Source organism: Sphingomonas kaistensis, from assembly GCF_036884275.1.
Lineage (GTDB): Bacteria > Pseudomonadota > Alphaproteobacteria > Sphingomonadales > Sphingomonadaceae > Sphingomicrobium > Sphingomicrobium kaistense_A.
Window position 1 is genome coordinate 1300483 of the sequence record NZ_CP145607.1, and the last position, 24852, is coordinate 1325334.

Annotated in this window: 32 protein-coding genes; 30 read left to right on the forward strand and 2 right to left on the reverse strand. The window is 65.1% G+C overall.

All coding sequences use genetic code 11. From position 1 onward, the window contains the following. The first annotated feature begins 35 nt into the window (after positions 1 to 35). From V6R86_RS06335 to V6R86_RS06350, 4 genes are all read left to right on the forward strand, one after another. Positions 36 to 1562 carry an ABC transporter substrate-binding protein gene (locus V6R86_RS06335; RefSeq protein WP_338502957.1) on the forward strand — a complete coding sequence of 509 codons (1527 nt, stop codon included), beginning with the start codon at positions 36 to 38 and terminating at the stop codon, positions 1560 to 1562. A gap of 5 nt (positions 1563 to 1567) precedes the next feature. Next, positions 1568 to 1990, forward strand: coding sequence for a DUF4112 domain-containing protein (locus tag V6R86_RS06340; RefSeq protein ID WP_338502958.1), 423 nt, complete (start codon positions 1568 to 1570; stop codon positions 1988 to 1990). 20 nt (positions 1991 to 2010) lie between these two features. Further along, positions 2011 to 2490, forward strand: a complete 480-nt coding sequence (locus tag V6R86_RS06345; protein WP_338502959.1) for a GAF domain-containing protein — start codon at positions 2011 to 2013, stop codon at positions 2488 to 2490. Between the two features lie 85 nt (positions 2491 to 2575). Then, a complete protein-coding gene (locus tag V6R86_RS06350) occupies positions 2576 to 3115 on the forward strand; it encodes a hypothetical protein (protein ID WP_338502960.1) in 540 nt (179 codons plus the stop codon). Positions 3116 to 3152: 37 nt separating this feature from the next. Here V6R86_RS06350 and V6R86_RS06355 read toward each other — a convergent pair whose 3' ends face one another. Continuing rightward, positions 3153 to 3623 (reverse strand): universal stress protein, encoded by a 471-nt coding sequence (locus V6R86_RS06355; RefSeq protein ID WP_338502961.1) that lies wholly within the window; start codon positions 3621 to 3623, stop codon positions 3153 to 3155. 94 nt (positions 3624 to 3717) lie between these two features. Here V6R86_RS06355 and V6R86_RS06360 point away from each other — a divergent pair, with 94 nt between their 5' ends. The 3 genes from V6R86_RS06360 to lpdA are packed head-to-tail and all read left to right on the forward strand — an operon-like array spanning position 3718 to position 6851. Continuing rightward, on the forward strand, positions 3718 to 5061 hold the full coding sequence (locus V6R86_RS06360) for a pyruvate dehydrogenase complex dihydrolipoamide acetyltransferase (RefSeq protein ID WP_338502962.1): 1344 nt from the start codon (positions 3718 to 3720) through the stop codon (positions 5059 to 5061). 1 nt (position 5062) lies between these two features. Then, the gene (locus tag V6R86_RS06365; protein WP_338505430.1) at positions 5063 to 5446 is read left to right on the forward strand and encodes an acyl-CoA thioesterase; all 384 of its coding nucleotides are present in this window, start codon (positions 5063 to 5065) and stop codon (positions 5444 to 5446) included. After that, positions 5439 to 6851, forward strand: a complete 1413-nt coding sequence (gene lpdA / locus V6R86_RS06370; protein ID WP_338502963.1) for a dihydrolipoyl dehydrogenase — start codon at positions 5439 to 5441, stop codon at positions 6849 to 6851. The genes V6R86_RS06365 and lpdA overlap by 8 nt, the downstream gene beginning before the upstream one ends. Here lpdA and V6R86_RS06375 read toward each other — a convergent pair whose 3' ends face one another. After that, on the reverse strand, positions 6852 to 7850 hold the full coding sequence (locus tag V6R86_RS06375) for an LLM class flavin-dependent oxidoreductase (RefSeq protein ID WP_338502964.1): 999 nt from the start codon (positions 7848 to 7850) through the stop codon (positions 6852 to 6854). A gap of 103 nt (positions 7851 to 7953) precedes the next feature. Between V6R86_RS06375 and V6R86_RS06380 the strand changes: the two genes are divergently transcribed. The 23 genes from V6R86_RS06380 (at position 7954) to rpmC (ending at position 24844) form a co-directional block, all read left to right on the forward strand. Beyond that, on the forward strand, positions 7954 to 9249 hold the full coding sequence (locus V6R86_RS06380; RefSeq protein WP_338502965.1) for a metal-dependent hydrolase family protein: 1296 nt from the start codon (positions 7954 to 7956) through the stop codon (positions 9247 to 9249). 61 nt (positions 9250 to 9310) lie between these two features. Beyond that, a complete protein-coding gene (locus tag V6R86_RS06385; protein ID WP_338502966.1) occupies positions 9311 to 9895 on the forward strand; it encodes a DUF4142 domain-containing protein in 585 nt (194 codons plus the stop codon). Continuing rightward, complete coding sequence (locus tag V6R86_RS06390) at positions 9892 to 10299, forward strand: cupin domain-containing protein (protein WP_338502968.1); 408 nt, start codon at positions 9892 to 9894, stop codon at positions 10297 to 10299. The genes V6R86_RS06385 and V6R86_RS06390 overlap by 4 nt, the downstream gene beginning before the upstream one ends. A 113-nt stretch (positions 10300 to 10412) precedes the next feature. Beyond that, on the forward strand, positions 10413 to 11651 hold the full coding sequence (locus V6R86_RS06395; protein ID WP_338502970.1) for a hypothetical protein: 1239 nt from the start codon (positions 10413 to 10415) through the stop codon (positions 11649 to 11651). 54 nt (positions 11652 to 11705) lie between these two features. Then, the gene (locus V6R86_RS06400; protein ID WP_338502971.1) at positions 11706 to 12989 is read left to right on the forward strand and encodes an amidohydrolase family protein; all 1284 of its coding nucleotides are present in this window, start codon (positions 11706 to 11708) and stop codon (positions 12987 to 12989) included. Between the two features lie 192 nt (positions 12990 to 13181). Beyond that, positions 13182 to 13553, forward strand: a complete 372-nt coding sequence (gene rpsL, locus V6R86_RS06405; RefSeq protein ID WP_028969180.1) for a 30S ribosomal protein S12 — start codon at positions 13182 to 13184, stop codon at positions 13551 to 13553. A 62-nt stretch (positions 13554 to 13615) separates the two neighbouring features. After that, a complete protein-coding gene (gene rpsG, locus V6R86_RS06410; protein ID WP_314443216.1) occupies positions 13616 to 14086 on the forward strand; it encodes a 30S ribosomal protein S7 in 471 nt (156 codons plus the stop codon). An 85-nt stretch (positions 14087 to 14171) separates the two neighbouring features. Continuing rightward, a complete protein-coding gene (fusA, locus tag V6R86_RS06415; protein WP_338502973.1) occupies positions 14172 to 16265 on the forward strand; it encodes an elongation factor G in 2094 nt (697 codons plus the stop codon). A gap of 78 nt (positions 16266 to 16343) precedes the next feature. Continuing rightward, on the forward strand, positions 16344 to 17534 hold the full coding sequence (gene tuf / locus V6R86_RS06420; RefSeq protein ID WP_338502974.1) for an elongation factor Tu: 1191 nt from the start codon (positions 16344 to 16346) through the stop codon (positions 17532 to 17534). Positions 17535 to 17646: 112 nt separating this feature from the next. Beyond that, positions 17647 to 17994 carry a DUF6481 family protein gene (locus tag V6R86_RS06425; RefSeq protein ID WP_338502975.1) on the forward strand — a complete coding sequence of 116 codons (348 nt, stop codon included), beginning with the start codon at positions 17647 to 17649 and terminating at the stop codon, positions 17992 to 17994. A 346-nt stretch (positions 17995 to 18340) separates the two neighbouring features. Continuing rightward, the gene (locus V6R86_RS06430) at positions 18341 to 18889 is read left to right on the forward strand and encodes a DUF2975 domain-containing protein (protein ID WP_338502977.1); all 549 of its coding nucleotides are present in this window, start codon (positions 18341 to 18343) and stop codon (positions 18887 to 18889) included. After that, positions 18889 to 19113: a helix-turn-helix transcriptional regulator gene (locus V6R86_RS06435; RefSeq protein WP_338502979.1), complete on the forward strand. Its 225-nt coding sequence runs from the start codon at positions 18889 to 18891 to the stop codon at positions 19111 to 19113. Before V6R86_RS06430 ends, V6R86_RS06435 begins: the two co-directional genes overlap by 1 nt. 80 nt (positions 19114 to 19193) lie before the next feature. Beyond that, positions 19194 to 19547 carry a hypothetical protein gene (locus V6R86_RS06440; RefSeq protein WP_338502981.1) on the forward strand — a complete coding sequence of 118 codons (354 nt, stop codon included), beginning with the start codon at positions 19194 to 19196 and terminating at the stop codon, positions 19545 to 19547. Positions 19548 to 19764: 217 nt separating this feature from the next. Further along, on the forward strand, positions 19765 to 20076 hold the full coding sequence (rpsJ, locus tag V6R86_RS06445) for a 30S ribosomal protein S10 (protein ID WP_028969184.1): 312 nt from the start codon (positions 19765 to 19767) through the stop codon (positions 20074 to 20076). Between the two features lie 210 nt (positions 20077 to 20286). Beyond that, entirely contained in the window at positions 20287 to 21036 is a 750-nt protein-coding gene (gene rplC / locus V6R86_RS06450) for a 50S ribosomal protein L3 (protein ID WP_338502988.1), read from the forward strand. A 3-nt stretch (positions 21037 to 21039) separates the two neighbouring features. After that, positions 21040 to 21666, forward strand: a complete 627-nt coding sequence (rplD, locus tag V6R86_RS06455; protein ID WP_338502989.1) for a 50S ribosomal protein L4 — start codon at positions 21040 to 21042, stop codon at positions 21664 to 21666. After that, positions 21659 to 21976: a 50S ribosomal protein L23 gene (locus tag V6R86_RS06460; protein WP_338502992.1), complete on the forward strand. Its 318-nt coding sequence runs from the start codon at positions 21659 to 21661 to the stop codon at positions 21974 to 21976. Before rplD ends, V6R86_RS06460 begins: the two co-directional genes overlap by 8 nt. 6 nt (positions 21977 to 21982) lie before the next feature. Next, the gene (rplB, locus tag V6R86_RS06465) at positions 21983 to 22819 is read left to right on the forward strand and encodes a 50S ribosomal protein L2 (RefSeq protein WP_338502994.1); all 837 of its coding nucleotides are present in this window, start codon (positions 21983 to 21985) and stop codon (positions 22817 to 22819) included. Positions 22820 to 22822: 3 nt separating this feature from the next. After that, positions 22823 to 23098, forward strand: coding sequence for a 30S ribosomal protein S19 (rpsS, locus tag V6R86_RS06470; protein WP_168068184.1), 276 nt, complete (start codon positions 22823 to 22825; stop codon positions 23096 to 23098). Further along, entirely contained in the window at positions 23098 to 23475 is a 378-nt protein-coding gene (gene rplV, locus V6R86_RS06475; RefSeq protein WP_338502997.1) for a 50S ribosomal protein L22, read from the forward strand. Before rpsS ends, rplV begins: the two co-directional genes overlap by 1 nt. Further along, the gene (gene rpsC / locus V6R86_RS06480; RefSeq protein WP_338502999.1) at positions 23475 to 24188 is read left to right on the forward strand and encodes a 30S ribosomal protein S3; all 714 of its coding nucleotides are present in this window, start codon (positions 23475 to 23477) and stop codon (positions 24186 to 24188) included. The genes rplV and rpsC overlap by 1 nt, the downstream gene beginning before the upstream one ends. A 12-nt stretch (positions 24189 to 24200) precedes the next feature. Beyond that, positions 24201 to 24632 carry a 50S ribosomal protein L16 gene (gene rplP / locus V6R86_RS06485; protein WP_338503002.1) on the forward strand — a complete coding sequence of 144 codons (432 nt, stop codon included), beginning with the start codon at positions 24201 to 24203 and terminating at the stop codon, positions 24630 to 24632. A gap of 2 nt (positions 24633 to 24634) precedes the next feature. Further along, a complete protein-coding gene (gene rpmC / locus V6R86_RS06490) occupies positions 24635 to 24844 on the forward strand; it encodes a 50S ribosomal protein L29 (protein WP_338503004.1) in 210 nt (69 codons plus the stop codon). Positions 24845 to 24852: the final 8 nt, after the last annotated feature.

Genomic DNA, 24852 nt, shown 5'->3' on the forward strand with positions numbered 1-24852 from the left:
TGGTCTCGGCGGCCTCGCTCGGCTAGAGGATGGGCGTGCCCATCGCCAAGCCCTCGCGCCGAATGAAGCCGTCTGTTGCCGTCCTGATGCTGCTTGCGGCTGTCGCCGGGCTGAACGGCTGCCGCAAGCCCGAAAGCGGCGAGGTCCGCGCGTTAGTGATCGCCGACCGCCTGCCGCGGCTCGCCGATCCGTTGTCGGGCGATCTCAGCCCGGGCGACCTGTTGCTCGTCGGCAATGTCGCGCAAGGGCTGGTGCGGTTCGATGCGTCGGGCGACATCGCGCCGGGTCTCGCCGAACGCTGGGCGGTCAGCGACGACGGGCTGAGTTATGTGTTCCGGCTGCGCAGCGCGACCTGGAGCGACGGGCGCAAGGTCCGCGCGCGCGATGTCGTGCGGCTGATGGAGCGCCAGCTCGCCCGGCGCCGGCGCGACGTTCTGTTCGATACGGTGGGCGCGGTGCGCGAGGTGGTCGCGATGACCGACCGGGTGATCGCGGTGGAGCTGAGCGCGCCTCGGTCGCACCTGTTGCAACTGCTAGCCCAGCCGCATTTCGCCTTGGTGCGGGGGAACAGCGGCACCGGGCCGTTCACTGTGGTCCGCGAAGAAGATCATCTTCAGCTGACCCGGACGCTCCCGGGGTTCGATGGCGACGAAGCGCAGGAGCAGCGGGTCCGGCTCGCCGCCGCCGCCGCGCCGGCCGCGATCAAGATGTTCGTCGATGGCGACACCGAATTGGTGCTGGGCGGCACCGTGTCGGACTTTCCGCTGACGGCGGTGGTGAAGCTGCCGCGCGGAAGCCTTCGGGTCGATCCGGTGATCGGCCTGTTCGGGCTGGTTCCGGCGCGGAGCGAGGGGCCAGCCGCCGACCCGGCGATCCGTGCGCTACTGGACGAAGCGATCGATCGGGAGGCGATGGTCGCGGCGCTTGGCGTGCCGGGGCTTCAGCCACGGGTGAGCCTGCTCCAGCCGGGGGTCGACGGTTTCACGCAATATGCCCAGCCGCCATGGGCCGCGTTGACGCTGGAACAGCGCCGGGCCGAACTGGTCGAGCGCGCCCGCACCCTGTTTCCGCCACCTGTTCCCGCCGAAAGTGATGGGGGGGACGCCCCGGCCGAAGCGCCACGCCCCACCATCCGGGTCGCGGTGCCGGGCGGGCCGGGCGGCGAGATCATCCTCCAGCGGCTTGCCGCCGATTGGGGCCCGCTTGGCCTTCAAGTCGAGGATGCGGGCGAAGGAACGGCGGATTTCCGCTTCATCGACGAGGTCGCGCCGTCCGCCTCGCCGGCCTGGTTCCTGCGCCGGTTCCGCTGCCAATATGTGCCGGTCTGCTCGGAAGAAGCCGACCAGTTGCTCGACGCGGCGCGGCTGACCGGCTTCCCGCCCCAGCGCGTCCGCTTTTTCGCCGATGCCGAGCGGATCATGCGCGCCGAGGTGCTGTTCATGCCCGTCGCGGCGCCGGTGCGCTGGTCGCTTGCCGGACGCGATGTCGAAGGGTTTGCGGAAAACCGCTTCGCCCGGCACACGCTGACGGACTTGCGCAGCGCGAACGGCGCACGAAATTAGGAAACATGACCGTACGCCCCACGCCCTATGTCCGCGACCTGCCGCTCGGAAGGACGCCCGAGCATTGCCGCCAGCGGATCGAAGCCCTCGAGCATCTGCTGGAGCGCGCGCTGCCGATCCCCGGCACCAACAAGCGCGTCGGCCTCGACGTGTTGCTCGATTTCGTGCCCGGCATCGGGCCGACGGTCGGCGCGGGGCTGGGCGCCTATCTGGCGTGGGAAGGCCGCAACCTTGGCATGAGCAAGTGGCAGGTGCTGCGGATGGGCAAGAATATCGGAATCGACTGGCTGCTCGGCCTGATCCCGTTCGTGGGCGCGATCCCCGATTATTTCTTCCGTTCGAACACGCGCAACCTGCGAATCATCAAGAAACATCTCGACAAGCATCACCCGGCCGCGCGGACGATCGACGTCCCGCCGCTTCGCTGAACCCGACCCAGGAAGCACCCATGTACGATTTCAAGATCGAAGCGGCCGACAAGGCGACGCTCTACGCCGACCTTCTCGCCGCGCTCGATGGGCTGACCGCGGGCGAGCCCGACGGCATCGCCAACATGGCCAATGCGGCGGCGTTGTTGTGGGAGACGCTGCCGGGGATCAACTGGGCGGGCTTTTATCGCAATGTCGGGGGCGAGCTGGTGCTGGGGCCGTTCCAGGGCCGCCCGGCGTGCATCCGCATTCCGTTCGGGCGCGGAGTGTGCGGGGCGGCGGCCGAAACGCTGGCGGTGCAACGGGTCGAGGACGTTCATGCCTTCCCCGGCCACATCGCCTGTGACGCGGCGAGCCAGAGCGAGCTGGTGGTGCCGATCGTGCGGGACGGCGAGTTGCTTGCGGTTCTCGATCTCGACGCGCCCGAAAAAGCCCGCTTCGACGCCGAGGACGAAGCAGGCTGTGTCGCGATCTGCAAGTTGCTGGCGGAACGGCTTTAACCAGTTTTGTTGTAGCTATTGATAACGCACTCAATTGCATTAGCCTTCCCCGCTCGGTCATTCGGACCGTTAATGGGGGAATTCAGTGTTCAATTTCGCTTTTTATGCGCTGGCGCTTGGCGTCCAGCCCGTTGCTGCTTCGCAACCCGTCGTTGTGGTGCCGTCGGCTCCGCAGATGATTGTTGCGCCTGCAACGTCCAACGTTTTGCGCGCAGGCGCGCCGATCCCGGTGGTGTTGGCACAGGCGCTGACCACCAAAGGCAAGAATCTCAAGGTGGGGCAGCGGGTAAACCTCGAAGTAGCGCAGGACGTTTTGCTGAATGGCAAGGTCGTCATTCCAGCACGCAGCCCCGTCGAGGGCGTTCTTACGCAGGTCCGCAACAAGGGCATGTGGGGCAAGTCGGGTGCCATCTACCTTGAGATGAAGTCTGTGAACGTGAACGGCGCGAACATTCGTCTTCGGGGCGACATGAATAGCCGTGGCGAGACCGGCACGGCCGGCGTCGTGGGTGCGGTGGTCGCCCTTCCGATTGCGGGCTTCTTCGTCACCGGCACAAGCGCGGAAATGCCGCTCGGCATGCCGGGGCGGGCTTTCCTTGACCAGGATGTGACGCTCGCGGGCTAAGCATCGTGACTGAGCTAGTTCGAGCTGATGGCTCGGACTAGCTCAGCGCCTCAAGTCTCTCATCGCTGAGCCCGCCCGGGATCAGCATCACCGGGCAGGGGAGCTTGCCCGAGTCGCTTCCGGTAAAGGCCGCGACCAGTGGGCCGGGGTCGCCGGACGGGGCGGTGCCGAGCACCAGGGCGGCGATGTCTTCACGCTCACCGAGAAGATCGCGGACGATGGCCGCCGGTTCGCCGGCGCGGATCATGATCGCGCCGGGGCGCAGACCCTCGGTGCCGGGCAATTCGCCAAGCGCCGCCGCCACTTCGGCTTCGATGCGGAGCTGCTGCTCTTCCTCGATCGCGGCCTGGACCCCGCCCCATTGCACGAAATCCTGCGAGGCGATGAGCGCCAGCACCTCCAGCCTGCCGCCGGTCTTGGCGGCGCGGCGGGCGGCAAAGCGAAGGGCGGCGCGGGCTTCCCCGCTGTCGTCCATCACCACCAGATAGGTGCGTGTTACCCCGTTCATCCCCTGTCCCTGCCTCGCCGCTGCTTGACGGGCAAGAGGCCATCGTCTTTCAGGGGAATTGAACCCGTCACTCCCGAAGCTCCAAAGGTCCATCATGGCGATCGAACTCAAGATGCCCGCTCTGTCCCCGACGATGGAAGAAGGGACGCTGGCCAAATGGCTGGTCAAGGAAGGCGACACGGTGTCGAGCGGCGATATCCTGGCCGAGATCGAGACCGACAAGGCGACCATGGAATTCGAAGCGGTCGATGAGGGCGTGGTGTCGAAGATCCTGGTCGCCGAAGGCACCGACGGAGTGAAGGTCGGAACGCCGATCGCCTTGATCGGCGGCGAGGGGGAAGAAGTCGATACTCCCTCTCCCCCCGCGGGAGAGGGACAGGCTGCTGCAGGCAGCCAGGGTGAGGGGGCAGGTGCGGCTTCCGTATCCAAGGCGCCGGTTGAAACGCCGGCTGCGCCAGCAACTCCCGCCGCCCCCTCTCCCTCCGCCGCTGCCGCGGCTCCTCCCTCTCCCGCGAGGGGAGAGGGGCAGGATCGCGTCAAGGCGAGCCCGCTGGCGCGCAAGCTGGCCGAGGCGCAGGGGATCGACCTGTCGACGTTGCAGGGCTCGGGCCCCGGCGGGCGAATCGTTCGCGCCGATCTCGGCAAGGCTGCCGGCGGTGCTGCTGCCCAGCCGCAGGCCACGGCCGAGTCGCCTGCTGCCGCTGCTCCGGCGGCCGCAGCCGCTCCGGCGCAGCCGTTCAGCACCGATATTCCGCATGAGGCCGTCAAGCTTTCGAACATGCGCAAGACGATTGCGCGCCGCTTGAGCGAGGCGAAGCAGACGATCCCGCATATCTATCTGACGGTCGACGTCCGCCTCGACGCGCTGCTCAAGCTGCGGAGCGAGCTGAACGCCGGGCTGGCGGGCCGCAAGATCAAGCTCAGCGTCAACGACCTGCTGATCAAGGCGCTGGCCGTCGCGTTGGAGGCGGTGCCCGAGTGCAACGTCAGCTTCACGCCGGATCAGCTGATCATGTACAAGCGCTCCGACATCTCGGTCGCGGTGAGCATTCCGGGCGGCCTGATCACTCCGATCGTCACCGACGCGGCGGCCAAGTCGGTCAGCAGGATCAGCCAGGAAGTCACCGAGCTTGCGGGCCGAGCCAAGGAAGGCAAGCTGCAGCCGCATGAATATCAGGGCGGCACCGCGAGCCTGTCGAACATGGGCATGTTCGGGATCAAGCAGTTCGACGCCGTCATCAACCCGCCCCAGGCGATGATCCTCGCGGTGGGAGCGGGTGAGAAGCGGCCATGGGTTGAGGGTGACGAGCTGACCGTCGCCACCGTGATGAGCGTCACCGGCAGCTTCGACCACCGCGCCATCGACGGCGCCGACGGCGCGCGACTGATGAAGACGCTCAAGGAACTGATCGAAAGCCCGCTCGGCCTCGTTGCCTGAGATGGCGCGCGACGCGCTGATCCGCACCACGGCGATGCCGACCGACACCAACCCCTATGGAGGCGTGTTTGGGGGCTGGCTGATGGGGCAGATGGGGCTCGCCTGCGGGAGCTTCGCGTCGCGGCATAGCGCGGGGAAGGCGATCCTGGTCGGGGCGGAGAAGCTCCGGTTTCCGGGCATGATGGCGGTGGGGGACGAGCTTAGCGTTTATGTCGAGCTGCTAAGGCAAGGGCGCAGCTCGCTGCTGCTGCGCGCCGAAGGCATCGCGCGGGAGCGGGACGGGGACGCCGAGACGTTGGTGGCGGAGGGCGAGTTCACCTTCGTCGCCCTCGACGAGAACAACAGGCCGCGGCCGATCGCGGCGAAGGAAGAAGACCATGGCTGAGAATTACGACCTCATCGTGCTGGGCTCAGGGCCCGGCGGCTATGTCGCGGCGATCCGGGCGGCGCAGTTGGGCTTGAAGACCGCGATCGTCGAGCGCGAGAGCCTGGGCGGTATCTGCCTCAACTGGGGGTGCATCCCGACGAAGGCGCTGCTGCGCTCGGCCGAGATCCTGCATTATGCGCAGCATGCGGCGGATTATGGCCTGACGCTTGCCGGCAAGATCGAAGCCGATCTCGCGGCGGTGGTGAAGCGCAGCCGCGGTGTCGCCAAGCAGCTCAATCAGGGCGTCACGCACCTGATGAAGAAGAACAAGATCACCGTGCACATGGGTACCGGCACGATGACCGGCCCGACCAGCATGACGGTGAAGAGCGACAAGGGCGAGGAGCAGCTCAGCGCCAAGCACGTCATCCTGGCGCTCGGCGCCCGGGCGCGCGACCTGCCGTTCGCCAAAGCCGACGGTCAGCGCATCTGGACCTATCGCCATGCCATGACCCCGCCCGAGTTGCCGAGCAAGCTGCTGATCATCGGCTCGGGCGCGATCGGAATCGAGTTCGCTAGCTTCTACAACGACATGGGCGCCGAGGTGACCGTGGTCGAGATGCTCGACCGGATCGTGCCCGTCGAGGATGCCGAAGTCTCGGCGCTGCTCGAGAAGAGCCTGACCCGGCAGGGCATGACGATCATGACCGGCGCTGGCGTCGAGTCGATCGCGGCGTCGGCCTCGGGTGTGAAGGCCAGGATCAAGGGCAAGGACGGCAAGGCAAGCGAACAGGACTTCAGCCACTGCATCGTCGCGGTCGGGATCGTGCCCAATACCGAGAACGTCGGGATCGACGCCCTGGTCGAGATGGAGCGCGGTTTCATCCAGATCGATCCGTACGGGCGGACCAAGACCAAGGGCCTGTGGGCGATCGGCGATTGCACGCCGGGGCCGTGGCTGGCGCACAAGGCGAGCCACGAGGGCGTCACCGCCGCCGAAGCGATCGCGCAGGAGCTCGGCAACAAGGAGGTGCATCCGCATGTCCTCGACCGGTCGAACATCCCGGGCTGCACCTATTGCCACCCGCAGATCGCCAGCGTCGGCCTGACCGAGGCCAAGGCCAAGGAGCTTGGCCATGAGGTCAAGGTCGGCAAATTCCCCTTCATCGGCAACGGCAAGGCCATCGCGCTCGGCGAAACCGAGGGGTTCATCAAGACGGTCGTCGACGCGAAGACCGGCGAACTGCTCGGCGCGCACATGATCGGGGCCGAGGTCACCGAGCTGATCCAGGGCTATACGGTCGGCAAGACCGCCGAGCTGATCGACGAGGATTTCGCGCAGACGGTCTTCCCGCACCCGACCTTGAGCGAGATGATGCACGAAAGCATCCTCGCCGCGGACGGGCGCGTGCTGCACATGTGATCAGGCGGCGAGCGCGGGTTCCTGCATGACGGCCTCGGCCAGCAGCTCGTACGAGCGGCGGCGGGCCCCGTGATCGTGGATCTGGGCGGTGACGATTAGTTCGTCGGCGCCGGTGCGCTCGAGGAAATCCTGCGCCTGGCGGCGGACTGTGTCCGGGCTGCCGATCGCGGAGGCTGACAGGAACTGGTCGAGCATCGCTCGCGCCTGAAGCGGCAGCGTATTCATGAAGCCGGCCTGGGGCGGCGGCAGCTTGCCCGGCGTACCGGTACGCAGCGCGACGAACGCCTGCTGGATCGAGGTTGCGAGGAGATGTGCTTCCTCTTCGCTGTCGGCGGCGATGACATTGAAGCCGAGCATGACGTACGGCTCGGCCAGCTGGGCCGAGGGGCGGAAGGTCTCGCGATAGATCTTGATCGCGTCCATCATCTGCCCCGGCGCGAAGTGCGAGGCGAAGGCGTAGGGGAGGCCGAGCATCGCCGCCAATTGCGCGCCGAAGGTGCTGGAGCCGAGGATCCACAGCGGGATGTCCATGCCCTCGCCCGGCACCGCGCGGACCCGCTGCTCACCCCCGCGCAGATAGGATTGCAGCTCCAGCACGTCCTGCGGGAACTGGTTGGCGTCGGACTGGAGATTGCGGCGCAGCGCATAAGCGGCGGCCTGGTCGGTGCCGGGCGCTCGGCCGAGGCCGAGGTCGACCCGGCCGGGATAAAGCGCTTCCAGTGTGCCGAATTGTTCGGCGATGGTCAGTGGCGCGTGGTTGGGCAGCATGATCCCGCCCGCGCCGATCCGGATGGTCGAGGTATTGGCGCCGACGAAAGCCAGCGCGACGGCGGTGGCGGCGCTGGCGATGCCGGGCATCGAATGGTGCTCGGCCATCCAGTAGCGCTTGTAGCCGAGGCGTTCGGCATGGGCGGCAAGGTCGGCGGAATTGCGGAGCGCGTCGCCGGCGTCCGATCCTTGCGGGATCGGGGCGAGATCGAGGACTGACAGGGTAGGCATGAGGTAAGAGATGGTGTCGCTGGCCGCGCAGGCAATGCTAAGGCCAGTTGCGCAGGGGGCCCCCTTGCGCTCAAGGTAGGCGCGACACGAGGGGGATTGTTCGATGAAGCGTTTGGCTTTCACCGCCGCGGCCGCGGCCCTGCTGACCAGCCCGGCCGCCGCCGAAAAGGTGGTGGTCACCGCCGACCGGATGCTCGACGTCCAGACGGGCAGGATGGTCGATTATCCCGCCATCTTCGTCGGCGACGACGGGCGCATCACCGCGGTCGCCGATGCGCGCACAGTGCGGTGGAGTTCGGACGTTCGCCACATCGCGCTCAGTGGCAAGACGCTGGTGCCGGGGCTGATCGACATGCACGTCCATCTCGACAGCCCGGCCGATATCGGCGGTTATCGCGGGCTTGAATATACCGACAGCTTCTTTGGCATGACGGCGGTCAAGAATGCGCGCGACATGCTGGACGCGGGCTTCACCACGGTGCGCAATGTCGGTTCGTCCCACCGCAACGATATTGGGCTCAAGCAGGCGATCGACGGCGGCTATGCGGTGGGCCCGCGGATCGTGCCGGCGGGCTACTCTCTGGGGGCAACCGGCGGTCATTGCGATTCGACCTATCTGCCGCCCAGCCTCGAAACCCCGCAGGAAGGCGTGTCGGACGGCCCGCAGGCATTCCGTTCGAATGTCCGGCGGCAGCGCAAATATGGGGCCGAGGTGATCAAGGTCTGCGCCACGGGCGGCGTCTTCTCGCGCAACACCGAGCCCGGCCAGCAGCAGATGAGCGAAGAAGAGCTCCGCGCGGTCGCCGAGGAAGCGCATCAATGGGGCCTGCGAGTCGCCGCCCATGCCCACGGTGCCGACGGGATCAAGGCGGCGGTGCGGGCGGGGATCGATACGATCGAGCATGCCAGCCTGGTCGACGACGAAGGCATCAAGCTGTGCGCCGCGCGGGCCCGGCCGTGCTGGTTTTCGATGGATATCTACAACACCGACTACACCCAGGCCGAAGGCAAGAAGAACGGCATCCTCGAGGACAATCTGCGCAAGGATCGCGAGATCGGCGAGATCCAGCGCCAGAATTTCGGCAAGGCCTATCGCGCGGGCGTGAAGATGGTGTTCGGCTCCGACGCCGGGGTGATGCCCCACGGGCTTGGGGCACGGCAGTTCGCGGTGATGGTCCGCTATGGCATGCCGCCGCTTGAAGCGATTCGCGCCGCGACGCGCAACGCCGCGCAGGCACTTGGCCGTGAGAAAGACGTCGGCGCGATCGCGGTCGGCCGGTTCGGGGACATGGTGGCGGTGAGCGGCGATCCGCTGGCCGACGTGCGCGTGCTCGAACGGCCCGCGGCGGTCATCAAGGGCGGCCGTGTGATCGCCGGCGAGATACCGCCCAAAGGCTGAGCGGAACGAGCCGCCCCCTGCCGGGTTCAAGCCACGACTTCATAGCCGAGGCGCCCGACCCATGAACAAGCTTTTCCTCACCGTCGCCGCCGTCGGTGCGCTGTCGCTGTCCGCCTGCAAGCAGGACGGCACCAGCGTCAGCAACAACCAGACGCAAGGGATGACCGACGAAGCGTCGATCGACAATAGCGCCAACGTCGACGGCAACATGGGGGCGGCGGCGAACGTCTCGGCCGACCAGGCCTTCGTGCAGGCGGCCGCAGCCGCCGACATGTACGAGATCGAGAGCAGCCGCCTCGCGCTCGACAAGGCAACGCTGCCGTCGATCAAGACCTATGCCCAGATGATGATCGACGAGCACACCAAGGCATCGGCGGAATTGAAGGCGGCGGCGGGTCAGGCGGGCATTCCGGTCTCCGCCACGCTTCCGCCCGAGCTTCAGACCAAGATCGAGGCGCTTCGCTCCAAGAGCGGCGCCGAGTTCGACCAGCTTTATCTCGGCGATCAGCGTGTCGGTCATCAGGACACGCTGGCCAAGGTGAACGCCTATCTCGCCGCGGCCCCTGCCGGGCCGCTCAAGGATCATGCCGCCAAGGTAACGGGCGTGGTCCAGAAACATCTCAATTCGTTGGAGAAGATCAAGTGAGCAAGAAGGGTTATTGCGCCGACATCGAAGAAGCGACCATCGCCAACAACGATTTCCGCCGCGTGCTGTATACCGGTGAGCATCTGCAACTGGTGCTGATGAGCCTCGCCCCGGGCGAGGAGATCGGTGAGGAGACTCACGAGGACCGCGACCAGTTCTTCCGCTTCGAGGAAGGCGAGGGCGTGGTCGTGATCGACGGCGTGGAGAATAAGGTCGAGGACGATTTCGCGGTGATCGTGCCCGCGGGCGCCTGCCACAATGTGAAGAACACCGGCGAGGAGCCGCTGCAATTCTATTCGATCTACGGCCCGCCCGAGCACAAGGATCAGGTCGTCCACAAGACCAAGGATCAGGCCGAAGCCGATCACGACAACGACGAATGGGACGGCAAGACCACCGAGTGAGGGCCCGGCCTTGACGGCCTGTTAACCACGAGCGGTCATCTTTGGCCGTCTGGTTGGCGTAGGGCCCGTGAATGCTGATGTACCCTGCTCTGGAAAGGGCAAAGCTTGGTCAGATGAAGCTGTTGGGGATAGCCGCTCTTGTCGCGGCTGCCCTGACGGCTACCTTTTACCTGGCTTCCTGGCATAGCCTTGGCCGAGGCGGAGAGGGGCGCATCGCGGAAGCCTTTCGCGCGCAGGCGCTCGGCATGGAGATCGCGGGCGACCGCATTCCCGTGCAGCAGCGGTTCAACGATTGCCTGATCACCATCATGGCTCTCGAGCAGCGTGAACCACGCGAGAAGCTGTTCGTCAGTCCGGTAAACCCGGCTGACCCGACCCAGGATGTCTGCCGTGACCTGAACGACGGGACGGGCCCTAACGCCACCGCTTATTACCACAATTACCTGCACGGGCAGACGGTGCTGTTGCGTTACTTGCTGCCGCATTTCGAGGTCGCCGGCATCAAGGCTTTTACCAAGGCTCTGCTAACAATCCTCCTGCTGGCAAGCGCGGCGGTTTCGCTGTTGCGCCTGATCGACGGGTCGCGGCGGGAGGAAAGCCTGGTCTTCCTCGTCGCGACGCTCGCCTTCGGCCGCTTTTTTGGTCTCGAATGGTTCGGGGAAATGCTTGGCAACGGCCCGTCCGACCTGATCGTGATCGGCTTTCTCGCCATCCTCTCGGTGCGGGCCGGCGCGATGGGGGCAAGAGAATGGATCGTCGGCGCGGCTATCTTCGGAGCGCTCACGATGATGTTCGAACTGTTGACCGGCGGCTTGCCGCTGGGCGGTGCGATGGTCCTGGGGCTCGGCTGGTTCGCGCTTCGCAAGGCTGAGCGTTCGCCTCATTTGGTTGCGCTGGGTCTGGTCGCCTTCGGTCTAGGCGCGGCGATCCCCGCGCTGACGAAGGTCGTGCTGGTGGCAAGCCTGTTCGGCACCGGCGACCTGTTCCAGATGGGAATTGAAGCGCTGAACCGGGTCGGGAGCGAGCTTCCTCCTGGCTGGACCGAACTGACCGTGACCTCGCAGCTTCTGCTCAACCTGGAATCGCTGACCCCCGGCACGTGGGTCACCGCGGCTGGCACACTTTGCCTGGCGCTCGGACTGGGCGCAGTGAGTCTCGCGCGGCATCGTGATCCTGAATGTCTTCTGTTGGCGGCCTCCGCCACGCTGATCTTCCTGTGGTTCGCCTTGTTCCGCCAGCACACCGCCCTGCATGCGTCCTTCATGGTCCGCATCCTCGTCTGGCCGATTGCCGCCGGCTTCGCCTTGGTTGCGCTTGCCGCATTGCGGGCTAACAGGGTGCAGCCAGTTTGATCGGCCTCCGCAGGTGGGCGGGGCAATCGAAGGGCGGATGGGGGAGAAAAAGGGATGCGCTCAGCGTGGTTGGCAGCGGCCGGTGGGGCGATCATCCTTGGCAGCGGGGCGACCGCGGCGCCGATTACCATTCATGCCGGACGACTGCTTGCCGTGCCCGGCCAAGCGGTGCGCGGGGCGTCCACCATCGTCGTCGACAATGGCCGGATCGTCAGCGTCACTGCCGGCTATCAGCCTGCCGCGGGCCAGCTGATCGACCTCAAGGACAAGACGGTGTTGCCGGGGCTGATCGACGCGCATGTCCATCTCGATAGTGACCGGGCGGGCAACGAGGGGCTGCTGTCCGAATTCACCGAAAGCGTGCCGCTTCGCACCTATGAAGCGCAGTGGAACGGGATGAAGACGCTGCGGGCTGGCTTTACCACCGTGCGCAATCTCGGCGACGGGGAAGCGGGGGCGAGCTTGGCGCTACGCGACGCCATTGCCCGCGGCTGGGTGCAGGGGCCGCGCATCGTCACCGCGGCGCAGAGCATCTCCACCACCGGCGGCCACATGGACGGGCGCAACGGCACCAACGACATGGTCGACGCGCACAGCTCGACCCAGCATCTGTGCGACGGCCCGGCCGACTGCCGCCGCGCGATCCGTCTGCAGGTCAGCCGCGGCGCCGATGTCATCAAGATCGCCACCACCGGCGGGGTCAACAGCGGCACCGGGCTGATGACCCGCATGGAGCAGGACGAAGCGGAAGCGCTGATCCGAACCGCGCACGCTTATGGCAAAAAGGTCGCCGTCCACTCGCACGGCCGCGACGGAACCAAGCTGGCGCTCCGCAACGGAGCCGATTCGATCGAGCATGGCACCGACATGGACGACGAAACGGTGCGGCTCTTCAAGACCGCCAACGCCTGTTACGTGCCGACCCTGTCGACCGTGAACGGCTATCTCGAGCGGCTGGCCAAGGACCCCAACGCCTATCCGCCGGCGGTGAAGAAGCAGATCGACTGGCGGATAGGGATCACCGGGCAAAGCCTCGCCAAGGCACATCCGGCAGGCGTGCGAATCTGCTTCGGCACCGATGCGGGGGTGTCCAAGCATGGCCGCAATGCCGACGAGTTCGAATGGATGGTGAAGTTCGGCATGACCCCGGCGCAGGCGATCAAGGCGGCGACGGTCAACAATGCCGAACTGCTCGGCCTGTCGAGCGAGATCGGCACGATCGAACCCGGCAAGAGTGCCGACCTGATCGCGGTTGCCGGGGACCCGCTGGCGGACGTCAAGGTGCTGAAGACGATCGCCTTCGTGATGGCCCGCGGCGAGATGGTCAGCCGGCCCTGAACGGTTGACCGGCGGCGGGGGCTTCGCTAAGGGGCCGCACGTCCGCACGGGTCCTGTATCCCGCGGACAGAGCTGAACATTGCGTTTGTTTGTGCGCAGGATTGGCCGGCGGCCTTCGGGTTGGCCGGTTTTCCCGCTTGAACAGCCAAAGTAACCGCGGGGTCTTCCCGCTGCAACAAGGTGAAGGGCTTCATGCCAACGATCAACCAGCTGATCCGCAAGGGTCGCGAGCCGCAGAAGGCCAAGAGCAAGGTCCCTGCGATGGAACAGAACCCGCAAAAGCGCGGCGTCTGCACCCGGGTCTATACGACCACTCCGAAGAAGCCGAACTCGGCGTTGCGCAAGGTGGCCAAGGTCCGCCTGACCAACCAGCGCGAAGTCATCAGCTACATTCCGGGCGAAGGCCACAACCTCCAGGAGCACAGCGTTGTGCTGATCCGTGGCGGCCGTGTGCGCGATCTTCCGGGTGTGCGCTATCACGTGCTTCGCGGCGTGCTCGACACCCAGGGTGTCAAGGACCGCCGTCAGTCGCGCTCCAAGTACGGCGCCAAGCGCCCGAAGTAAGCTGGTGTGTTGGCCGCGCCGCGTGAGAATCGCAGGCGCGCCGCTCGAAGAAGGAATACGAAATGTCCCGTCGTCGTCGCCCAGAAAAGCGCGAGATCCTGCCGGACCCGAAGTTCGGTGACATCACCCTGTCGAAGTTCATGAACAACATCATGCTCGACGGTAAGAAGTCGGTTGCCGAGAGCATCGTGTACGGTGCCCTCGACGTGGTGGAGACCCGCCTGAAGCGTGAGCCGATCGGTGTTTTCCACGATGCGCTGAACAACGTGAAGCCCGGCATCGAAGTCCGCAGCCGCCGCGTCGGCGGTGCGACCTATCAGGTCCCGGTCGAAGTGCGCGACGTTCGCGCCCAGGCGCTGGCGATCCGCTGGCTGATCTCGGCCGCGCGCGCCCGCTCGGAAAAGACCATGGCCGCCCGCCTGTCGGGTGAGCTGATGGACGCCGCCCAGAATCGTGGCAACGCGGTGAAGAAGCGCGAAGACACCCACCGCATGGCCGAAGCGAATCGCGCCTTCAGCCACTACCGCTGGTAAAAACTGGCGCTGGTAAAACAAGCACCTATATCGTGGGGAGCGGGCCACAAGGCCGGCTCCCCACATCGCTAAGGAACCCAAGATCATGGCCCGCAGCCATCCGCTCGAGCGTTACCGCAATATCGGCATCATGGCGCACATCGACGCCGGCAAGACGACGACGACCGAGCGCATCCTTTATTACACCGGCAAGTCCTACAAGATCGGCGAAGTGCACGAAGGCACCGCCACCATGGACTGGATGGAGCAGGAGCAGGAGCGCGGGATCACGATCACGTCGGCTGCCACCACCTGCAAGTGGAAGGCCGAGGACGGTCAGGGCGAAGAGCATCTGATCAACATCATCGACACGCCGGGCCACGTCGACTTCACCATCGAAGTCGAGCGTTCGCTGCGCGTGCTCGACGGCGCGGTTGCCTGCTTCGACGGCGTTGCCGGCGTCGAGCCGCAATCGGAAACCGTGTGGCGTCAGGCCGACAAGTACGGCGTTCCGCGGATGTGCTTCGTCAACAAGCTCGACCGCACCGGTGCCGATTTCTATTATTGCGTCGACACCATCGTCGAGCGCCTGGGCGCCCGCCCGGCCGTCCTGTATCTGCCGATCGGCATGGAAGGCGGCTTCAAGGGTCTGGTCGACCTGGTCAACAACCGCGCGATCATCTGGCTCGAAGAATCGCTGGGCGCGAAGTTCGAATATCAGGACATCCCCGATGACCTGAAGGAAAAGGCCGCCAAGTATCGCAGCGACCTCATCGAAATCGCCGTCGAACAGGACGACGAGGCGATGGAAGCCTATCTCGAAGGCAACGAGCCGGACACCGCCACGCTCAAGCGTCTGATCCGCAAGGGCACGCTGGCGATGGACTTCGTTCCGATCGTCTGCGGCTCGGCGTTCAAGAACAAGGGCGTCCAGCCCCTGCTCGACGCCGTGGTCGACTATCTGCCGAGCCCGCTCGACATTCCGCCGGTCGAAGGCGTCAAGCCGGGCACCGAGGAAGCCGATAGCCGCGAAGCGTCGGACGACGTGCCGTTCTCGGCGCTGGCGTTCAAGATCATGAACGATCCGTTCGTCGGCTCGCTGACCTTTACCCGCATCTATTCGGGCACGCTGACAAAGGGCAGCTACCTGAACTCGGTGAAGGACAAGAAGGAAAAAATCGGCCGTATGCTCCTCATGCACGCCAATTCGCGTGAGGACATCGATGAAGCGCGTGCCGGCGACATCGTCGCGATCGCGGGTCTCAAGGAGACCACCACCGGCGATACGCTGTGCGACCCGGCCAAGCCGATCGTGCTCGAGCGCATGGAATTCCCCGAGCCGGTGATCGAAGTCGCCGTGGAGCCGAAGACCAAGGCCGACCAGGAGAAGATGGGCGTTGCCCTCAATCGCCTGGCCGCCGAGGATCCCTCGTTCCGCGTCACCACCGATCACGAAAGCGGCCAGACCATCATCAAGGGGATGGGCGAGCTCCACCTCGAGATCCTGGTCGATCGCATGAAGCGCGAGTTCAAGGTCGAAGCCAATGTCGGCGCTCCGCAGGTCGCGTATCGCGAATATCTGAAGAAGCCGGTCGACATCGACTACACCCACAAGAAGCAGTCGGGCGGCACCGGCCAGTTCGGCCGCGTCAAGGTCAAGCTGACTCCGGGTGAGCGCGGCGCGGGCATCGTGTTCAAGGACGAGATCAAGGGCGGTAATATTCCCAAGGAATATATCCCCGCGATCGAAAAGGGCTTCCGTGAAACGGCGGCGACGGGTTCGCTGGTCGGCTTCCCGATCATCGATTTCGACATCGTCCTGTATGACGGTGCCTACCACGACGTCGACTCGTCGGCGCTGGCGTTCGAAATCACCGCCCGCGGCGCAATGCGTGAAGCCGCCCAGAAGGCCGGCATCACCTTGCTCGAGCCGGTGATGAAGGTCGAGGTGGTCACCCCCGAGGATTATCTCGGCGACGTGATCGGCGACATCAACAGCCGCCGTGGTCAGATCCAGGGCACCGACAGCCGGGGCAATGCCCAGGTGGTTGAAGCCATGGTCCCGCTGGCCAATATGTTCGGCTACGTGAACCAGCTGCGGTCCTTTACCCAGGGCCGCGCTCAGTACTCGATGCAGTTCTCGCATTATGACGAAGTTCCGCAGAACGTGGCGGACGAGGTCAAGGCGAAGCTGGCGTAACCTGATTTTTGACGCTAAGGGCGCGCTCGCAATCGGGCGAGCGGGCCCTGAGCACCTTATCTTAAGAAGAGGCGTAAAATGGCGAAGGCGAAATTCGAGCGGAACAAGCCGCACGTGAACATCGGCACCATCGGTCACGTCGACCATGGCAAGACGTCGCTGACGGCGGCGATCACCAAGGTTCTGGCCGAGGAAGGCCTGAGCCAGAAGGTCGATTTCGCGAACATCGACAAGGCTCCGGAAGAGCGCGAGCGCGGCATCACCATCTCGACCGCGCACGTCGAGTATGAGACTCAGAACCGCCACTATGCGCACGTCGATTGCCCGGGCCACGCCGATTATGTGAAGAACATGATCACCGGCGCGGCGCAGATGGACGGCGCGATCCTGGTGGTGTCGGCCGCTGACGGCCCGATGCCGCAGACCAAGGAGCACATCCTGCTCGCGGCGCAGGTCGGCGTTCCGACCATGGTCGTCTTCCTTAACAAGGTCGACCAGGTCGACGATCCCGAGCTGCTCGAGCTCGTCGAGCTCGAAATCCGTGAAGAGCTTTCCAAGCGCGGTTTCGACGGCGACAACATTCCGATCGTTGCCGGTTCGGCGCTCGCCGTCCTCGAGGACAGCAACGAAGAGATCGGCAAGCAGGCCATCCTGAAGCTGATGGAAGCCGTCGACACCTGGATCCCGCAGCCGGAGCGTCCGCTCGACAAGGCGTTCCTGATGCCGATCGAAGACGTGTTCTCGATCTCGGGTCGCGGCACCGTCGTCACCGGCCGTGTCGAAACCGGCATCGTCAAGGTGGGTGAAGAAGTCGAGATCGTCGGCATCAAGGACACCAAGAAGACCGTCGTCACCGGCGTTGAGATGTTCCGCAAGCTGCTCGACCAGGGCCAGGCCGGCGACAACATCGGCGCGCTGATCCGCGGTGTCGCTCGCGACGACGTGGAGCGTGGTCAGGTGCTCTGCAAGCCGGGCTCGATCACCCCGCACACCGACTTCTCGGCCGAAGTGTACGTGCTGTCGAAGGACGAAGGTGGCCGTCACACGCCGTTCTTCGCCAACTATCGTCCGCAGTTCTACTTCCGCACCACCGACGTGACCGGCGAAGTGACCCTTCCCGAGGGCACCGAGATGGTCATGCCGGGCGACAACGTGACCCTGGGCGTCAAGCTCATCGCGCCGATCGCGATGGACCAGGGCCTGCGCTTCGCCATCCGTGAAGGCGGTCGTACCGTCGGCGCCGGCGTTGTGGGCACCATCACCAAGTAAGCTCTTCGCACCTTGATGGTGCGGGGAACCAAGTGAGATAAGGCCCGGTGTCTCGCAAGAGGCGCCGGGCCTTTCACGTGGTCAGAACCAATCATTGAAAAGAGAATCCATCGTGTCTTCCTTCAAGGACCCTTCGTTTCAGGATCGCGCGGCCGCGGCCGACCGGGCCAGGCAGAAAGCCCTCGATAAGCTGGCGTCGAGGCCCGCGCCCGATGCCGCCGAGCTGGCCGCCCGGCGCGAAGCCTGGGAAGCCGATCAGCAGAGGCTGTTCGCCGAGCGTGCAGCGAAAAAGGAGGAGACGGCGCGTCTCAAGGCCGAAAAGGCCGCCGGAAAAGCTGCCGACGCCGAAGCGGCAAGAGTAGCCGCCGAGCTGAAGGCGGCCCGCCTCAAGCCAGCCTCGCCCGAGGAGATGAAGGCGGCCCGCGACGCCCGCTACGCTGCTCGCAAGGCCCGCAAGTAGCGTTTGCCCCGGATCGACTGCGCGACGCTCGTCTGCCGCCTGAAGTGGTGAGCTTCGCTTTTTCATGTCTTGGGTGAGCACTAGGGCCTGGGTCACCACGGCCTCCGCTTCACCATTCGTGCAGGCCGCGGCGTCGGTCGGTGCCGGTCTCCTGCACCATCATCAAGTAGGCTCTCTGACGCTTCCGAACGCTGGGGAAAGGCCCGGGATCTCGCAAGAGGCCTCGGGCTTTTTGCATGCGGCATGTAAGATGGCCGCGCGGCGGCATATTGTTTTACGATAATATTGTTTGCCGATAAGTCTGAGTCGCTGTATCGATAATCGATATCGAAACCGGAGACTCGCCATGACCGCTCATGCCCAAGATACTCTGCTGTCGTTCGGCGCGACGTTTGTCCGGCTGCTGCAATGGGTATGCGGGATGGGGTGCGGCCTTCTCGTGTTTCTAATCCCCGTCATCCTGTTGCGCAGCCAGGGTCTGTTGCCGGGGGTGGGGGACGGCTTTCGAAGCGATATCCTCGCCGCCTCTCCGCTGGCGGTCGTCGCCATCTTTGCGATGCTGGCGCTGATCCTGGCCGCGCTGTTCCGCTTTTTCGGCCATCTGCGGGCCATCATCGTCAGTGCCGGTGAAGGCGACCCGTTCACCCCCCGGAACGCCGAACGACTGAAGACCATGGCATGGCTCTTCCTCGGCGTGAAGGTGCTGAGCCTGCTGGTCGGAGCGCTGCGCCTGCATCTCGCGAACCTCGTGCGCCCCGAGGGGAGTGGCCCGGATTCGCTCGATTTCAGCGTCTACGATCTGAATGCGGTGATCATCGTGCTGGTGCTCTTCACTCTGGCACGCGTATTTCGCCAGGGCGCGGCCATGCGCGAAGATCTGAACGGCACCGTCTGATGCCCGGTGCCGACGGAAGCGCGATCACGGTCAGGCTGGACGGCTTGCTGCAGGAGCGGGGGATGACCCTGACCGAACTGGCCGAGCGGGTGGACCTCACGCTCGCCAACCTGTCGATCCTCAAGACCGGCAAGGCCAAGGCGATCCGCTTTTCCACCTTGCAGGCGATCTGCCGCGAGCTCGGGTGCCAACCGGGCGATCTGCTTGCTTATGAGGTCGAATGATTCTTGATGGGGCAGGGGGACGCTTCTTTTCCGCAGGGGGCCGGCATGATATTCCATGGGGCACAATGAGGAGCCAGCCCATGCGCCTGTCGCTTTCCGTCGCCGCGTCGATCTGTCTCCTCGGCTTGGCACAGGCGGCTTCGGCCTCGCCTTTGCTGACCCGCGACCGGGCGCATGCGCGGTGCCTGATCACCCAGGTGCAGCGGATCGGCGCATATACCGACGAGGCGGCGTCGAGCGTCCTTGCCAAGGCCCGGACCAAATGCATTGCCTATGAGCGAGCGCTCGACGGCGAGACCACGGCAAGCCGCAATTACAGCGATCCCAACGGTTCGTGGGTCGGCACCTCCAAGGACGAATTGATCGAGCGTTCCGAGCGGGTTGCGGTGGAAGCGCTGTTGAAGGCGCGGCTCAGGATCGCCCGGAGCCGGTAAGCGGGGCGCGCCGGCACGCGGGAACAAATGCCGGAGAGGGCTTGATCTCCCCCCGCGTCCTCTGTAGAGGCGCCCTTCCGACGGAGACTCGTCCCCGTCACCAAGTTTCAGCGTAGGGGTCACACCGACCCGGGCAACCGGGACCAGTCGGCTGCGGCCTCTTGTTCTCTTGGGCGGGCAACCGTCCAGCGGCTCTTTGCAATCGGTAGTGGAACCCATGGAAACTCAGAATATTCGGATTCGTCTGAAAGCCTTCGATCACCGCGTGCTCGATCAGGCCACCGGCGACATCGCTGACACCGCCCGCCGCACCGGCGCGCTCATCCGTGGTCCCATTCCGCTCCCGACCCGCATCGAGAAGTTCACCGTCAACCGCTCGCCGCACGTCGACAAGAAGTCGCGCGAGCAGTTCGAGGTGCGCACCTACAAGCGCTTGCTCGATATCGTTCAGCCGACCCCCCAGACGGTTGATGCACTAATGAAGCTTGATCTCGCTGCCGGGGTGGACGTCGAGATCAAACTGGCCTAAGGGCTGCGGAGCGGCGGTTGAATCGCTTCTGAAGCGATCCTGCTGCGCCAAGAACTACGGGATACCGCGGGAGGCCTCTTTCGAGGTTGCCCGGTCTGCGTCCCCCGCTTCCTGCTTCGGCAGGAATAGCCCAGGCGGGGCGACGCACTATTTCACGGGCTGCATGCCTTTCCCGGTAACGGGTCAGGCCTCTGTGAGGAGTGCAAGATCATGCGCACTGGCGTGATCGCCAAGAAGGTTGGAATGACCCGTCTGTTTCAGGCGGACGGACGTCACGTTCCCGTGACGGTACTCCAGCTCGATGGCGTCCAGGTTGTCAGCCGCCGCGAAAACGAGAAGGACGGCTACACCGCCGTTCAGCTCGGTGCCGGTTCGGCCAAGGCAAAGAATGTCAACAAGCCGCAGCGCGGTGCCTTCGGCAAGGCCGAGGTCGAGCTCAAGGCCAAGCTGGTCGAATTCCGGGTCGCCGAGGACGCGCTCCTCGACGTCGGTTCGGAAATTGCGGCCGATCACTTCGTCGAAGGCCAGATGGTCGACATCTCGGGTGTCACCCAGGGTAAGGGCTTTGCCGGCGCCATGAAGCGCTGGGGCTTCGGTGGTCTTCGCGCCACCCACGGCGTCTCCGTCTCGCACCGTTCGCACGGCTCGACCGGTAACCGCCAGGATCCGGGCCGCGTCTTCAAGAACAAGAAGATGGCCGGCCACATGGGCGCCCGCAACCGCACCCAGCAGAACCTCGAGATCGTCCGCACGGACGTGGAGCGTGGCCTGCTGTTCGTGAAGGGCTCGGTGCCCGGTCACAAGGGCAGCTGGCTGACCGTCAAGGACGCGGTCAAGCTCGCCCGCAACGAGAATGCGCCGTATCCGGCCGGTCTTCGCACCGCCGCTGCGGCTCCCCAGAACAACGACGCTCAGGTGACCGACGCTACGCCGGCCACCGACGAGAGCACGGAAGGCTAAGCGATGAAGGTCGAAGTCAAGACCCTCGACGCTGCCGGATCCGGTGAGGTCGAGCTCAATGACGCCGTGTTCGGTGTCGAGCCCCGCGCCGACATCCTGCATCGCGTCGTCACCTGGCAGCTCGCCAACCGCCGCGGCATGGCTCGCGCCGCTCGTGAGCGGTCGGACGTTGCCCGCACCGGCAAGAAGTTCGGCAAGCAGAAGGGCGGCGGTACCGCTCGTCACGGCGATCGCCGCGCCCCGATCTTCATCGGCGGCGGCAAGGCCCACGGCCCGCGTGCCCGCCTGTTCACGCTGTCGCTGAACAAGAAGGTTCGCGCGCTTGGCCTCAAGATGGCGCTGAGCAGCAAGGCTCAGGGCGGTCAGCTGGTCATCGTCGACAACCTCGATGTCGCCGAAGGCAAGACCAAGAACCTGGTCGAAAAGCTGGGCAACCTCGGCTTCGGCAAGACCGCGCTGGTGATCGACGGCGACGCGCTGAACGTCAGCTTCGCGCACGCTTCGTCGAACCTTCCGGGGATGAACCTCATCCCGGCGGTCGGTGCCAACGTCTATGACATCATGCGCCACGAGACCCTGGTCCTGACCCGGGCCGCGGTCGAAAAGCTGGAGGCCCGTTTCAATGGCTAAGGCAGAAACCAAGGCCGTGGACCTGCGTCATTACGACGTGATCCGCGGGCCGCACATCACCGAGAAGTCGACCCTGCTCTCCGAGTTCAATGCGGTCGTGTTCAAGGTGGCTGGCGATGCCAGCAAGCCGGAGATCAAGGCGGCCGTCGAGGCCCTGTTCGACCGCAAGGTCGTCAACGTGAACACCATGGTCACCAAGGGCAAGTCGAAGCGCTGGAAGGGCAAGCCCTATCAGCGGTCGGACGAAAAGAAGGCGATCGTCACCCTGGCCCCCGGCCAGGACCCGATCGACGTCACGAGCGGGATCTAAGGACCGATGGCACTCAAAGCATATAAGCCGACGAGCCCGGCCCGCCGTGGCCTGATCCTCGTCGACAAGAGCGCGCTGTGGAAGGGCAAGCCCGTCAAGGCGCTGACCGAAGGCAAGCGCAAGACCGGTGGCCGCAACAACAAGGGCCATGTGACCAGCCGCGGCATCGCGGGCGGCCACAAGCAGAAGTACCGGATCATCGACTTCAAGCGTCGGACCTGGGACGTTTCGGCTACCGTCGAGCGGCTCGAGTACGACCCCAATCGGTCGGCGTTCATCGCGCTCGTGACTTACGAGGGCGGCGAGCAGGCCTATATCATCGCGCCGCAGCGGCTTGCTCCGGGCGACAAGGTCGTTGCCGGCAAGAAGGTCGACGTGAAGCCGGGCAATGCGATGGAGATCGGCCAGATGCCGGTCGGCACCATTGTCCACAACGTCGAGATGAAGCCCGGCAAGGGCGGCCAGATCGCTCGTGCCGCCGGCACCTACGTTCAGGTCGTCGGTCGCGACAAGGGCATGGTGATCGTGCGCCTGAATTCGGGTGAACAGCGCTATATCCGCTCGGACTGCATGGCCACCGTCGGTGCCGTGTCGAACCCCGACAACGGCAACACCACCCTCGCCAAGGCCGGTCGTACCCGCTGGCTCGGCAAGCGCCCGCTGACCCGCGGCGTCGCCAAGAACCCGGTCGACCACCCGCACGGCGGTGGTGAAGGCCGGACCTCGGGCGGCCGTCACCCGGTCACCCCGTGGGGCAAGCCGACCAAGGGTGCCCGCACCCGTCACAACAAGGCAACGGACAAGATGATCATCCGTAGCCGTCACGCCAAGAAGAAGGGCTAAAAGATGGCTCGCTCCGTCTGGAAGGGTCCGTTCGTGGAGCTCTCGCTCCTCAAGAAGGCCGAAACCGCCCAGGACGCCGGTGCTCGCGCGCCGATCAAGACCTGGTCGCGCCGTTCCACCATTCTGCCGCAGTTCGTCGGCCTGACCTTCAATGTCTACAACGGCCGCAAGTTCGTGCCGGTGTCGGTCAATGAAGACATGGTCGGCATGAAGCTCGGCGAGTTCGCGCCGACCCGGTACTTCCCGGGTCACGCCGCCGACAAGAAGGGCAAGCGCTAATGAGCAAGCCAGCTGCACCCCGCAAGGTGGGCGACAAGGAAGCGCTCGCCGTTGGCAACACCATTCGTGGCTCGGCGCGCAAGCTGAACCTGGTGGCTCAGCTGATCCGCGGCCGCAAGGTCGAGGAAGCGCTGAACATCCTGAAGTTCAGCCCCAAGGGCATGGCCGACGACGTGTACAAGGTTCTCGCTTCGGCTGTCGCCAATGCCGAGAACAATCACAACCTCGACGTCGACGCCCTGATCGTCACCGAGGCGAGCGTCGGCAAGTCGATCTCGATGAAGCGTTTCGCCACACGCGCCCGCGGTCGGTCGAGCCGGATCGTCAAGCCGTTCAGCCGCATCCGCGTCGTCGTGTCCGAGCAGGAAGAAGCCTAATGGGTCAGAAGAGCAATCCGATCGGCCTCCGGCTGCAGATCAACCGTACCTGGGACAGCCGCTGGTTCGCGGAAGGCCAGGATTACGGCCGCCTGCTGCTCGAGGATCTCAAGATCCGCCAGTACATCATGAAGTCGCTGCCGCAGGCCGCGATCTCCAAGGTTGTCATCGAGCGTCCGGCCAAGCTGTGCCGCGTGTCCATCTATGCTGCGCGCCCCGGCGTGATCATCGGCAAGAAGGGCACCGACATCGAGAAGCTGAAGAAGACCCTGTCCAAGATGACGGGTTCGGAAGTCAGCCTCAACATCGTCGAAATCCGCAAGCCGGAAGTCGATGCGCGTCTCGTGGCGCAGGGCATCGCTGACCAGCTGGAGCGCCGTATCGCGTTCCGCCGCGCCATGAAGCGCGCCGTTCAGTCGGCCCTTCGCCTCGGCGCGGAAGGCATTCGTATCGAGTGCGGCGGCCGTCTCGGCGGCGCGGAAATCGCTCGCTCCGAGCGCTATCGTGAAGGCCGCGTGCCGCTTCACACGCTGCGCGGCAATGTCGATTATGCCGAAGCCCAGGCCCACACCGCTTATGGCGTGTGCGGGGTCAAGGTGTGGGTGTTCAAGGGCGAGATCCTGGGTCACGACCCGCTCGCCCAGGACCGGCTGATGATGGAAGCGCAGACCTCCGGCGTCCGCCCCGCGCGCGACGACGATCGTCGCCGGTAAGGATCTTAAGTCATGTTGCAACCAAAGCGCACCAAGTTCCGCAAGGCCTTCAAGGGCCGCATCCATGGCGTTGCCAAGGGCGGAACCGAGCTGAACTTCGGCGCCTTCGGCCTCAAGGCCATGGAGCCGGAGCGGATCACCGCCCGTCAGATCGAAGCGGCCCGCCGCGCGATCACCCGTCACATCAAGCGCCAGGGGCGTTTGTGGATCCGGATCTTCCCGGATCTGCCGGTGTCGAGCAAGCCTGCCGAAGTCCGCATGGGTAAGGGTAAGGGCTCGCCCGAATTCTGGGTCGCCCGGGTCAAGCCCGGCCGCATCCTGTTCGAGCTGGACGGTGTTCCGGGCCCGCTCGCCAAGACCGCTTTCGAGCGTGCGGCGGAAAAGCTCCCCATCAAGGTCAAGGTGGTCGCCCGCCTTGGCGAAACCCTGGTCGAGGCCGATTGATCATGGCGAAGCGTGAAGACCTGTCGGTGAAGACCGACGACCAACTGTCGGTTCAGCTCGGTGAGCTGAAGCGCGAGCAGTTCAACCTGCGCTTCCAGGCGGCCACCAACCAGCTTGAGAAGCCGAGCCGCGTGCGTGAGGTCCGCCGGACCATCGCCCGCATCAAGACCCTGCAAGGCCAGCGCTCGAACAGCGCGCCGGCGCAGGGCTGAGGAGAGAA

What these genes read in the sequence shown, in the direction of transcription:
- V6R86_RS06340 (WP_338502958.1), top strand. Translation starts at nt 1,568, where the DNA reads ATGACCGTACGCCCCACGCCCTATGTCCGCGACCTGCCGCTCGGAAGG.
- V6R86_RS06345 (WP_338502959.1), top strand. Translation starts at nt 2,011, where the DNA reads ATGTACGATTTCAAGATCGAAGCGGCCGACAAGGCGACGCTCTACGCC.
- V6R86_RS06355 (WP_338502961.1), bottom strand. Translation starts at nt 3,623, where the DNA reads ATGAACGGGGTAACACGCACCTATCTGGTGGTGATGGACGACAGCGGG.
- V6R86_RS06360 (WP_338502962.1), top strand. Translation starts at nt 3,718, where the DNA reads ATGGCGATCGAACTCAAGATGCCCGCTCTGTCCCCGACGATGGAAGAA.
- V6R86_RS06365 (WP_338505430.1), top strand. Translation starts at nt 5,063, where the DNA reads ATGGCGCGCGACGCGCTGATCCGCACCACGGCGATGCCGACCGACACC.
- lpdA (WP_338502963.1), top strand. Translation starts at nt 5,439, where the DNA reads ATGGCTGAGAATTACGACCTCATCGTGCTGGGCTCAGGGCCCGGCGGC.
- V6R86_RS06375 (WP_338502964.1), bottom strand. Translation starts at nt 7,850, where the DNA reads ATGCCTACCCTGTCAGTCCTCGATCTCGCCCCGATCCCGCAAGGATCG.
- V6R86_RS06380 (WP_338502965.1), top strand. Translation starts at nt 7,954, where the DNA reads ATGAAGCGTTTGGCTTTCACCGCCGCGGCCGCGGCCCTGCTGACCAGC.
- V6R86_RS06385 (WP_338502966.1), top strand. Translation starts at nt 9,311, where the DNA reads ATGAACAAGCTTTTCCTCACCGTCGCCGCCGTCGGTGCGCTGTCGCTG.
- V6R86_RS06395 (WP_338502970.1), top strand. Translation starts at nt 10,413, where the DNA reads ATGAAGCTGTTGGGGATAGCCGCTCTTGTCGCGGCTGCCCTGACGGCT.
- V6R86_RS06400 (WP_338502971.1), top strand. Translation starts at nt 11,706, where the DNA reads ATGCGCTCAGCGTGGTTGGCAGCGGCCGGTGGGGCGATCATCCTTGGC.
- rpsL (WP_028969180.1), top strand. Translation starts at nt 13,182, where the DNA reads ATGCCAACGATCAACCAGCTGATCCGCAAGGGTCGCGAGCCGCAGAAG.
- rpsG (WP_314443216.1), top strand. Translation starts at nt 13,616, where the DNA reads ATGTCCCGTCGTCGTCGCCCAGAAAAGCGCGAGATCCTGCCGGACCCG.
- fusA (WP_338502973.1), top strand. Translation starts at nt 14,172, where the DNA reads ATGGCCCGCAGCCATCCGCTCGAGCGTTACCGCAATATCGGCATCATG.
- tuf (WP_338502974.1), top strand. Translation starts at nt 16,344, where the DNA reads ATGGCGAAGGCGAAATTCGAGCGGAACAAGCCGCACGTGAACATCGGC.
- V6R86_RS06430 (WP_338502977.1), top strand. Translation starts at nt 18,341, where the DNA reads ATGACCGCTCATGCCCAAGATACTCTGCTGTCGTTCGGCGCGACGTTT.
- V6R86_RS06435 (WP_338502979.1), top strand. Translation starts at nt 18,889, where the DNA reads ATGCCCGGTGCCGACGGAAGCGCGATCACGGTCAGGCTGGACGGCTTG.
- V6R86_RS06440 (WP_338502981.1), top strand. Translation starts at nt 19,194, where the DNA reads ATGCGCCTGTCGCTTTCCGTCGCCGCGTCGATCTGTCTCCTCGGCTTG.
- rpsJ (WP_028969184.1), top strand. Translation starts at nt 19,765, where the DNA reads ATGGAAACTCAGAATATTCGGATTCGTCTGAAAGCCTTCGATCACCGC.
- rplC (WP_338502988.1), top strand. Translation starts at nt 20,287, where the DNA reads ATGCGCACTGGCGTGATCGCCAAGAAGGTTGGAATGACCCGTCTGTTT.
- rplD (WP_338502989.1), top strand. Translation starts at nt 21,040, where the DNA reads ATGAAGGTCGAAGTCAAGACCCTCGACGCTGCCGGATCCGGTGAGGTC.
- V6R86_RS06460 (WP_338502992.1), top strand. Translation starts at nt 21,659, where the DNA reads ATGGCTAAGGCAGAAACCAAGGCCGTGGACCTGCGTCATTACGACGTG.
- rplB (WP_338502994.1), top strand. Translation starts at nt 21,983, where the DNA reads ATGGCACTCAAAGCATATAAGCCGACGAGCCCGGCCCGCCGTGGCCTG.
- rpsS (WP_168068184.1), top strand. Translation starts at nt 22,823, where the DNA reads ATGGCTCGCTCCGTCTGGAAGGGTCCGTTCGTGGAGCTCTCGCTCCTC.
- rplV (WP_338502997.1), top strand. Translation starts at nt 23,098, where the DNA reads ATGAGCAAGCCAGCTGCACCCCGCAAGGTGGGCGACAAGGAAGCGCTC.
- rpsC (WP_338502999.1), top strand. Translation starts at nt 23,475, where the DNA reads ATGGGTCAGAAGAGCAATCCGATCGGCCTCCGGCTGCAGATCAACCGT.
- rplP (WP_338503002.1), top strand. Translation starts at nt 24,201, where the DNA reads ATGTTGCAACCAAAGCGCACCAAGTTCCGCAAGGCCTTCAAGGGCCGC.
- rpmC (WP_338503004.1), top strand. Translation starts at nt 24,635, where the DNA reads ATGGCGAAGCGTGAAGACCTGTCGGTGAAGACCGACGACCAACTGTCG.